Raw genomic sequence first — 9,016 nt, 5'->3', positions numbered from 1 at the left:
GGGGGTCGGGGTGGTGGCGGCGGTGGCGGCCGATGCGTGGTCGGCGCCTTCGGTGGGGTTGGTGGCGGGGGTGGCGACGAGGGTGGGGTTTCGTGGCCGGGGGTTGGCGGGGCGGGTGTGCGGGTGGGTGTCGCGGGAGTTGGTGGCGGTGCACGGTCGGGCGGCGTTGATGGTGGACGACTCGAACGGGGCGGCGATCGGGGTGTATGAGCGGCTTGGTTATCGGCGGCGGCGGGTGTTGGCGTGCGGGGTTTCCGTGGGGCGTTCGGGTGGTTCTCTGGAGGGCTAGTGAGTCGCTGATCTGCTGGTCAGAGGGCTTGTCATTCGCTACTTCAAGGGCCTGGTCTTCTTCCGCGCCTCTGAAGGCTGGTGGTTCGAGCCTGACCGGCACTCCCGGATCGGGCGCCAAGAGCCAAGTTGTTGACATGACATCAAAGTCGAGCTTACTTTGTTGACACATCATCAGCTCTGGGTGTCACGGCTGGAGCCCATCGCTGAAGACGACGACCGCAGGGGTCGGACAGGGCCGAATGGAGACGCTGCTGAGGCCCGTGGATCCCGGCAGATGTGTCCCTCGATGCCGCGTGGCCTCCCCGGGCGGCGCGGTGGACAGTCCCGCTCCGCGGAACTGTCCTCAGTGGCTGACGAAAGGAATCTCCTCATGGATCCGCACGTCACTCCCTTCATCGGGCTCGACGCCCTGCTCACCCCGCAGCGCTCGGTGCTGTTGCTGATCGATCACCAAGGAGCGCAGTTCGCCGGACTGCAGAGTCACGACGCCAATCTGGTGATCAACAACGTGACGGCGCTGGCCAAAGGGGCGAAGCTGTTCGGCATCCCGGCCATCCTGAGCACCGTGGTCGAAGACCGTGGTGGCCGCATCATCCGTCAGATCCAGGAACTCTTCCCCGAGCAAAAGCCCATCGACCGCACCACCATCAACACCTGGGAGGACCCCCGGGTAGTCCAGGCCGTCGCGGACACCGGGCGCAGGGACCTCATCATCGCCGGCCTGTGGACTGACATCTGCCTGGCCTTCCCGGCGATCCACGCACTTGCCGACGGCTACCGGGTCTTCGCGGTCACCGATGCCTCGGGAGCCACCTCCTTGGAGGCGCACGAGCGTGGGGTCCAGCGTATGGTGCAGGCGGGCGTGATCCCCACGACAACGGGGACGGTGCTGGGGGAGCTGCAGCGTGACTGGGCGCGAGAGGAGACCGTCCCGGGTATCACCGACATTTTCCTCTCCCACGGAGGCAGTTTCGGGGCCGCGCTGGCCTGGGAGTTCCAGCTCCTCGGCGCGGACACCACGTGACAAGAGCCTGATCCGCCCAGGCAGGATGACGCCATCTCGAACGAAGGAGCGCGCATGAGGATCACGGTGATCGGGCGGGGGCGGGTCGGAGGCGGTCTGGCGAGGCTGTGGGCCGACGCCGGCCATCAGACCACCGTGCTTGGCCGTGACGGCGGCGACGCAGGTGACGCCGAGGTCGTCGTGGTGGCGGTCCCTGGCCAGACGATCGGAGAGGCGCTGGGCCGGGTGTCCGGGCTGAATGGGCAGGTGACGATTGACACCACCAACATGTACGTGCCACGGACGAGCGAGCACCCGTCGCTGGCCCACGAGGTCAAATCCGTCATCGGAGGTCCGACCGCCAAGTCGTTCTCCACCAACTTCGCCGCCCTGTATGACGAGATCGCCAAACAGCAGGTCAGGCCGAGCAACCTGTACGCCGCCGACGACGCGGCCAAGGCGGTGACGGAAGAGCTGATCAGGGACGCCGGCTACGACCCCGTCTTCGTCGGGGACCTGGACCGCGCGGCCCGCCTGCTGGAGGACGGCTCGGCGTTGACCCGGGCCATCGCCGCCCAGCTCGGCCCGCATTTCTACCGCTACGGCGGTCCCGGCCAGTTTTGATCTCGCTCAGCTCGCACGTGAGCCGTACGGCTGGCCGGCAGCGGCTGGTCAGCCAGGCCGGAAACCGGGGCGGGCCGCCTTGCCGGCGGAGGTGTTCGGCGGGTGCGCGGCCGATTCGCCTTCGAGTGCGGCGAGCATACGATCGAGGAATCCTTCGAGCACCCGCATCTCCCCCGGGGTCAGCGGGTCGAAGAACAGCCGTCGCACGGCCTCCACATGCTGGGGTGCGGCTGCTTCGATGGCGTCACGTCCGTGCCGGGTGAGCCGTATCATCGCTCCGCGGGCGTCACCCGGGCATGCTTCCCGGGTCACCAGCCCGCGCTTCTCCATGCGTGTGAGCTGATGGGAGAGCCGGCTGCGTTCCCAGCCGACCTCGAGCGCCAACTCCCGGAATCTCAGCACGCCCTCGGGTGACTCCGACAGCGGCGCGAGGAGTGCGTAGTCCGCGCCGGACAAACCCGAATCGCGTGCCAGTTGCCGGTCTTGCGCGAGATGCAACTCCCGCCGCAGCGTCCGGTATTTCTTCCAGACGGCGGCCTCTTCGGGGGTAAGCCAGCGAGGTTCGCCCATCACCCCAGCCTACCTTATTGTTGTCATGTCACATAACGGAGTGTAGTCAATGTTTCGGCGGCACCCGGGGTCCTCAGGCTCGTGACGTACTCTCGCCTCCGCTGGTCGCCACCTTTGGGGCAAGAGCGTGAGAACGGCTGCTGCCGGCAAGAAAGATTCTTCTCGTACCTGGTCTGCCCCCTCGGGAGTGAGGTGGGTGGGTTCAGGGGTGGAGGGTGTGGCGGATCCAGTCGGTGGCGGAGGTGTGCCGGGGCTTCCAGTCGAGGTCGGTGCGGGCGGTTCGGCCGCGTACGCGGCTGTTGGAGCCGAGGGCGTATACGGCGACTTCGTGTCCCCAGATGTCGATGGCGGTGTCGATGTCGAGGGGGGTGGGTCCGGGGAGGCGCAGGGTGTCGGCGATGGCGGTGGTGAGGTCTTTGAAGGAGGATTCGCCGTTCTCGGCGAAGTAGAACGAGCCGGGTGCGGCGGCGTCGAGGGCGGCCAGGTAGAGGTCGCAGGCGTCGTCGAGGTGGACGGTGGACCAGATGTTGTCTCCTGGGCCGATGTGGACGGCGGCGCCGCGGGTTCGGGCCTGCTGGATGAGGCGGGGGATCTGGACGCTGTCGGGGTTGAGGCCGGTGCCGGTGCCGTAGACCATCGTGTTGCACACCACTGCTGAGCGGACGCCGGTGTGGGCGGCGGCGAGTACGTGGCGGTCGATCGCGACTCGGGCGGCTTTGTCTGGTGCGGGGGTCCATGGGCTGCCGGGCAGGGTGTCGGCTTCGGTGTAGGTGTGGTCTTGGCGCCGGCCGGCCGAGGGTTGGCCGACGATGCTGGATCCGCTGGTGTGCAGGAAGGGTTTTCCGGTGCCGGCCAGGGCGGGGAGCATGGCGGCGACCGCTGCGGCGTGGTCGCTGTCGGCGGCGTTGATGACGGCGTCGGCGGTTGCGGCCTCTGCGGCGAGGAGGTGGCCGGTGTCGAGTGTGCCGAGGACGGGGTCGAGGCCGAGTGCTCGGAGCGGTTCGATGGTTTCGGGTGTGCGGGTGAGGCCGCGTACGTGGTGGCCGGCTTGGGCGAGGCGGACGGCGAGGGAGCCGCCGAGGTAACCGGTCGCCCCGGTCAGGAAGATGCGCATGGGGAGGTTCCTTTCTTCGTTGGAGGGGCTGCTGGTGCGGAGCTGTTCTGAATATCGGAGTAGGCTCCGGATATGTGAACACGGTAGGGCGCTGGTTCTTGGGGTGTCAAACCATCCGCACCTTGGTGGGAGCCCGGCGTCAGGCGGGGTCGTGGGGGGTGTGCCGCTGTCCGGGAGCGCGGCGGATCGCCTCCGACATGCGGTACGCCAGTGCCTGTACGGCGTCGGCGTCGGCTGGGGCGCTCTCGCCCGGTGAGGGCGGGCGCGTCACGGAGCCGACCGCCGCCAGCGGCCCGTGCGGGCCGTGCACGACCGCGGCGGTGTCGGCCAGGTGCGGTTGCCCGGTGCCGGTGCCGGTGTCGGTGTTGGCGGCGTGGCCGTGGGCGCGCGCCGTGGCGACGGCCGCCATGAGGCGGGCGAGGTCGAAGTGCTGGTCGCCGGGTGAGGCCGGGACCTCGCCGCGGTGCAGGTCCTCGATCATGGCGTCCGGCAGGGTGGCGAGCAGTGCCTGCCCGGTGCCGGTGGACCAGGCGGGCAGGCGGATGCCCTCTTTGAGGGTGAGCGGCAGGGGGGTGTCGCCGGGGCGGACCGCGAGATAGGCGACGTCGAGCCCGGACAGCACGGTCAGCACCACCGTGCGTCCCGCCAGGGCGGTGGCCGCGGGGACCGCGCGGTGGAACGCCTCCAGCAGTGCGGTGCCGCCCGTCAGCCCTCTGGCGATCAGGGGGAGTCTCGGCCCGAGCCGCATCCTGCCTTCGAGGTCGCGTACGAGCATTCCGGTCTCCACCAGGGTGGCGCAGAGGTCGGCGAGTGAGCTCTTGGGTATCGACAGGCGCCGGCTGAGCTCGGCCGGGCTGGTCGGCTCGGGGTGGGCGGCGAGCTCGAACAGGATCCTGGCCGCCTTGTGCACGGCGGGTGAGCCGCCCGAGCCGGTGGAGCCGGTGGTCGCCTTCATTAGAGACCTCCGAGGAAGCCCCCCGCCAGCCGGGGGGAAGCGGACCCCTGTGGAGCAGGACAGGGGTTGGCGATTCGCCGTCAGGCGGACCGCGTTATCGAACACACGCGCGATGCTTGGTTGATCTCGCGGTATGGTGTGAGGCGTGGCGCAGATCGTGAAGCGGGCCTACAAGTACCGCTTCTACCACACCCCCGAGCAGGCCGGTGAGCTTGGCCGGACGTTCGGCTGTGTCCGCCTCGTTTACAACAAGGCCCTTGAAGAACGCACTCGCGCCTACACGCTGGAAGGCCGCCGCGTCTCCTATGTGGAGTCGTCCGCCAGGCTGACGGAGTGGAAGCGCAGTGGCGACTACGACTTCCTGTCGGAGGTGTCGTCGGTCCCGTTGCAGCAGGCGCTGCGCCATCTTCAGGCGGGGTTCGCGAACTTCTTCGCCAAGCGGGCCGGGTACCCGACGTTCAAGTCGTGTAAGAAGTCCCGTGCGAGCACGGAGTACACCCGCTCGGCGTTCCGCTGGCGTGACGGCGCGCTGACGCTGGCGAAGATGGATGCCCCGCTGGACATCCGCTGGTCGCGTCCGCTGCCCGAGGGAGCCGAGCCGTCCACCGTCACGGTGAGCCGGGACGCGGCGGGGCGCTGGTTCGTGTCGGTCCTGGTCGAGGAGACGATCACACCGCTCGCTCCGGTGGACGCGGCGGTGGGCGTGGACGCGGGCATCGCCGCGCTGGTCACGCTGTCCACCGGAGAGAAGGTGACCAACCCCGGGCATGAGCGGGCCGACCGGCGCAGGCTGGCCAAGGCGCAGCGGGCGCTGGCTCGTAAGGAGAAGGGCGGCAGCAACCGGCGGAAGGCCAGGCTGCAGGTCGCGCGGGTGTACGCCCGCATCACCGATCGCAGGCGAGACCACCTGCACAAGGTCACGACACGGCTTGTTCGCGAGAACCAAGTGATCGCCGTGGAAGACCTGGCCGTCCGCAACATGGTCAAGAACCACAGCCTGGCCCGCGCCATCTCCGATGCCTCCTGGCGGGAGCTGCGGCGCATGCTGGAGTACAAGGCCCAGTGGTACGGGCGGACTCTGTCGGTGGCAGAGCGCTGGTTCCCCTCCTCCAAGCTGTGCTCGGCGTGCGGGGCGCTGCGAGACAAGATGCCGCTGAACGTCCGGGAGTGGGTATGCGCCTGCGGGGCCGTCCATGACCGGGACGTGAACGCCGCGAAGAACGTGCTCGCCGCCGGGCTGGCGGAGAGTCGAAACGCCTGTGGAGCTGGTGTAAGACCTCAACGAGAGTCCTCTCAGGCGGGCAACCGGCGGTGAAGCGGGAACCCTCACGGGCGACCGTGAGGATCCCCCTCGTTTACGAGAGGGAGGATGTCAACCCCATGGATGGTAGTCGTCGGCGTTCGCGGCGGTGATGAGTGTGGTGGGCAGGAGTCGTACGCGGGTGGTCAGGGGCTCGCCCGCGCGCATGCGGCCGGCCAGCCGGAGGGCGAGGTGGGCCAGGCGGGCGGGGTCCTGGGCGGCGGTGGCCTTGAGGGGGCCGCCGGTGGCGATGGCCGTGGTGGCGGCGGCCGAGCCGTCCACGCTCACCACGGGCAGGGATCGGCCGCGGGCTGCCTGGGCTGCGAGGATGCCTTCCGAGGTGGGGTCGTTGATGCCGAAGAAGCCCGCCAGCCGGGGGTGGCCGTCGAGGAGTTTCGCGGCGATGAGGGCGCCGGAGTGGGGGGTGTGGTCGCCGCGCTCGCGTGCGACGACGCGGATCGCGGGGTGTTCGCGCAGCACGGACATGAATCCCGCCACCCGGTCGGCGGTGGCCGTCACGGGCCGGCCGTCGATGATGGCGATCTCTGCCGGGCCGTCGAGGAGGCCGGCCAGGTATTGCCCGGCCAACTGCCCGGCCTGGACGTTGTCGGTGGTGACGCAGGCGTCGGCGCCTTCGGCCCCGGCGTTGACGGCGATGACCGGGATGCCCGCGTCGCGGGCGGCGCGTACCGCGCCTCGCACGTGGGCGGAGTGGACCGCGTCCAGGACGATCGCGTCGACGCCCGTCCTGACCAGTTCGCCGACCTGCCCGGCCTGTGTGCGGGCGTCCTGTCCGGCGTCCATGGCGACCATGTCGATGCCGGTCAGGTCGCACTGGTGGCGGAGCGTGCGCAGTTCGACGGCGTAGAAGGGGTTGGCGGTGTCGGGTACGGCCACTCCGAGCAGGCGGATGCCCGGCGGGTTGCGCATCTGGGCGGAGGCCAGTTCGGCGAGCGCCAGGCCCAGCGTGTAGCGGCCGTGCTCGTCCTGCTGGAGGAGGCGTTCTTCGACGAGGGCCTGGCAGATGCCGAGCAGGGTGCTCTTGGGGATGCCGACCCGGCGGGAGAGCGCGGCCAGGGGTGCGGGGCCGTGGGCCGCGAGGTCGGCGAGCACCGCCACCGCCCGCCCCACCGCGGGGACCTTGCCCGCTCCTTCCTTCCCGTCCTCGGGCGAACCGCTCATCTCCTGTCTCCTTCCGCTGGATGTTCAATTTACCGTGCGAGGAGACGGCATTTGAGCTTGAGCCCTGCCGGGATCCTGGCCGGTGCCACGTCGATTGAAGGTTCACCCTGGCATTACCCGGCATTTTCTGGCCCAAGTCTCCATCGAAAGTTCAACGATACCGTTGAAGGCATGGACATCAAGGACACAGCCCGTCCGCTCGACGGCGCGGGCGTCTCGGCGTTCCTGCGGTCGCTGCCCGCCAGGCCCCTGCTGCTCGGCCTGGGCGAGGCCAGGCACTTCGTGGGGGAGCTGGGCGAGGTGCGCAACGAGATCTTCCGGCATCTGGTCGAGCACGAGGGCTTCCGGTCGTTCGCGATCGAGAGCGACTGTCTCATGGGCCTGGTCGTGGACGACTACGTCACGACGGGCGCGGGCACGCTCGACGACGTCATGGAACGCGGCTTCAGCCACGGCTTCGGCGCGTTCCCGGCCAACCGCGACCTCGTGCGCTGGATGCGCGCCTACAACGAGGAGCATGACGAGAAGCTGCGGTTCTTCGGGTTCGACGGCCCTGTGGAGTATTGGGCGGCCAGCCCGCGCCGGCCGCTCACCGCCCTGCACGCCCTCCTCGACGGCCCCCTCCCCTGCACCCCGGAAGCCCTCGACACGTTGCTGGGCCCGGACGAGCGGTGGTCGAACGAGGCCACCGCCATGGACCCGTCACAGTCGATCGGCCGCTCCGCCGACGCCGAGCGGCTGCGGCTGGTCGCCGACGACCTGGTGGCGCTGCTCGGCACGCAGACACCGGGGTTGAGCCCGCACGACAGGGAACGCGCGGACCTGTACGCGCGCACCGCGGTCGGCCTGCTCCGCTACCACCACGGGATGGCCGACGCGTCCCCGGAACGGTGGGGCCGGCTGTCGGCCCTGCGGGACGCGATGATGGCCGCGAACCTGCGTGCCGTCGCCGGGCACGGCCCGGCCCTGGTCTTCGCGCACAACCTGCACCTGCAGCGGCACCCGAGCACCATGGCGTTCGGCGAGCGGACGTTGCGGTGGTGGGGCGCGGGGGCGCTCGCCGCGGCGCACTTGGGCGACCGGTACGCCCACCTGGCCTCGGCTCTCGGCACGGTCGGCGACGACGTCCCGCCCCCGGACACCGTGGAGGGCATCCTGTCCGCGCTCCCCTTCGAGCGCTGTCTCGTCGACGCCCGCCACCTGGCCACGGTCGCGGCCGTCGCCGGGGCGAGCCCGCGCGTCTCGTCCGACCACGCCTACTTTCCGCTGGACCCGGCCCATCTCGGCCTGATCGACGGCATCGTCTTCCTCGGCGGCGCGGCGGACGTGGCCTCCTGGCCGTAGCCGCCGCCCCTGCCGCAGGGCGGATCAGCCGGTGGAGACGACGATGAGCCCCAGAAGGCCCGGGACCGGTCTTCTGGGGCAACAGATCTTCGTGGCCCCCGGCCCAGGAAGGAGCCGGGGTGGTTCTCGCCCATCCGGCGCGTGGTCCGGTCAAGCGGGCGGGGTCGGGCCCTCGGGTGAAGAGGGCCGGTTGAAGGGGCCGGGTCGGGCCCTCCGGCGCCCGGCCCCCCAGGAGGTGGGGGCCGGGGCCGGAGGGGTTCAGGGGGCAGGGGTCAGAAGAGCAGGCCGAAGAAGTCGTCCAGGCCGCTCTTGTCGATCCACCGGGTGACCCTGGCCCCGGCCTCGGCGACCGTGCCCGCCCGGGTGCTCTCCGGTTCGATCTTCTCCGGCCTGAAGAGCTGCTTCTCGCCCTGCCCGGAACCGCTGGCCCGGATCTGGGGCGGTGGCCCGTCCGGGTACATCTTGCCGTCCCGCCACACGGTGTAGGACTGGGTCGGCTGGATGCTGCCGTCGTTGCGGTAGACCTGTCCGGGCCGTGGCTGCGTGGGCTGCCTGCTGTCCCGGGGCGGGGTCTGCCGCTGGGTGGCCCGGTGGCTGGTCGGCCGTGCCGCCGGGCGCTGCCGTGCCCGCTGG

The 9,016-nt window shown here is 70.2% G+C and carries 9 protein-coding genes and 1 pseudogene; 5 read left to right on the top strand and 5 right to left on the bottom strand.

All coding sequences use genetic code 11. From position 1 onward, the window contains the following. From ABD844_RS44295 to ABD844_RS44285, 3 genes are all read left to right on the top strand, one after another. Nucleotides 1-289: GNAT family N-acetyltransferase (locus tag ABD844_RS44295; RefSeq protein WP_344892954.1), on the top strand; the 289-nt coding region annotated here is incomplete at its 5' end. Between the two features lie 372 nt (nt 290-661). Then, nucleotides 662-1,315: a hydrolase gene (locus ABD844_RS44290; protein ID WP_344892952.1), complete on the top strand. Its 654-nt coding sequence runs from the start codon at nt 662-664 to the stop codon at nt 1,313-1,315. A gap of 54 nt (nt 1,316-1,369) precedes the next feature. Beyond that, entirely contained in the window at nt 1,370-1,918 is a 549-nt protein-coding gene (locus ABD844_RS44285) for an NAD(P)-binding domain-containing protein (RefSeq protein WP_344892950.1), read from the top strand. A gap of 48 nt (nt 1,919-1,966) precedes the next feature. On the opposite strand, the gene ABD844_RS44280 is transcribed toward ABD844_RS44285, so the two are convergent. From ABD844_RS44280 to ABD844_RS44270, 3 genes are all read right to left on the bottom strand, one after another. Next, nucleotides 1,967-2,488, bottom strand: a complete 522-nt coding sequence (locus ABD844_RS44280) for a MarR family winged helix-turn-helix transcriptional regulator (protein ID WP_344892948.1) — start codon at nt 2,486-2,488, stop codon at nt 1,967-1,969. 202 nt (nt 2,489-2,690) lie between these two features. Further along, nucleotides 2,691-3,602 (bottom strand): NAD-dependent epimerase/dehydratase family protein, encoded by a 912-nt coding sequence (locus ABD844_RS44275; protein WP_344892946.1) that lies wholly within the window; start codon nt 3,600-3,602, stop codon nt 2,691-2,693. Between the two features lie 139 nt (nt 3,603-3,741). Continuing rightward, nucleotides 3,742-4,557: an IclR family transcriptional regulator gene (locus ABD844_RS44270; protein ID WP_344892944.1), complete on the bottom strand. Its 816-nt coding sequence runs from the start codon at nt 4,555-4,557 to the stop codon at nt 3,742-3,744. A gap of 145 nt (nt 4,558-4,702) precedes the next feature. Here ABD844_RS44270 and ABD844_RS44265 point away from each other — a divergent pair. Further along, nucleotides 4,703-5,970, top strand: a pseudogene (locus ABD844_RS44265) (RNA-guided endonuclease InsQ/TnpB family protein). Here the strand turns inward: ABD844_RS44265 and ABD844_RS44260 are convergent. Then, on the bottom strand, nt 5,930-7,039 hold the full coding sequence (locus ABD844_RS44260; RefSeq protein WP_344892940.1) for a substrate-binding domain-containing protein: 1,110 nt from the start codon (nt 7,037-7,039) through the stop codon (nt 5,930-5,932). The pseudogene ABD844_RS44265 and the gene ABD844_RS44260 overlap by 41 nt on opposite strands. Nucleotides 7,040-7,210: 171 nt before the next feature. On the opposite strand from ABD844_RS44260, the gene ABD844_RS44255 reads away from it, so the two are divergent. After that, nucleotides 7,211-8,383, top strand: a complete 1,173-nt coding sequence (locus ABD844_RS44255) for an erythromycin esterase family protein (RefSeq protein ID WP_344892938.1) — start codon at nt 7,211-7,213, stop codon at nt 8,381-8,383. A gap of 272 nt (nt 8,384-8,655) precedes the next feature. On the opposite strand, the gene ABD844_RS44250 is transcribed toward ABD844_RS44255, so the two are convergent. After that, nucleotides 8,656-9,016 (bottom strand): hypothetical protein (locus tag ABD844_RS44250; protein ID WP_344892936.1); only part of this gene is annotated, 361 nt, incomplete at its 5' end.

This window comes from Nonomuraea antimicrobica (assembly GCF_039536965.1).
Classification (GTDB): domain Bacteria; phylum Actinomycetota; class Actinomycetes; order Streptosporangiales; family Streptosporangiaceae; genus Nonomuraea; species Nonomuraea antimicrobica.
This window is presented reverse-complemented; position numbering and strand designations above follow the sequence as displayed.

Bases quoted from the DNA above. Each gene is read 5' to 3' on its own strand.
- ABD844_RS44270 (WP_344892944.1), bottom strand. From the start codon at position 4,557: ATGAAGGCGACCACCGGCTCCACCGGCTCGGGCGGCTCACCCGCCGTG.
- ABD844_RS44275 (WP_344892946.1), bottom strand. From the start codon at position 3,602: ATGCGCATCTTCCTGACCGGGGCGACCGGTTACCTCGGCGGCTCCCTC.
- ABD844_RS44285 (WP_344892950.1), top strand. From the start codon at position 1,370: ATGAGGATCACGGTGATCGGGCGGGGGCGGGTCGGAGGCGGTCTGGCG.
- ABD844_RS44280 (WP_344892948.1), bottom strand. From the start codon at position 2,488: ATGGGCGAACCTCGCTGGCTTACCCCCGAAGAGGCCGCCGTCTGGAAG.
- ABD844_RS44260 (WP_344892940.1), bottom strand. From the start codon at position 7,039: ATGAGCGGTTCGCCCGAGGACGGGAAGGAAGGAGCGGGCAAGGTCCCC.
- ABD844_RS44290 (WP_344892952.1), top strand. From the start codon at position 662: ATGGATCCGCACGTCACTCCCTTCATCGGGCTCGACGCCCTGCTCACC.
- ABD844_RS44255 (WP_344892938.1), top strand. From the start codon at position 7,211: ATGGACATCAAGGACACAGCCCGTCCGCTCGACGGCGCGGGCGTCTCG.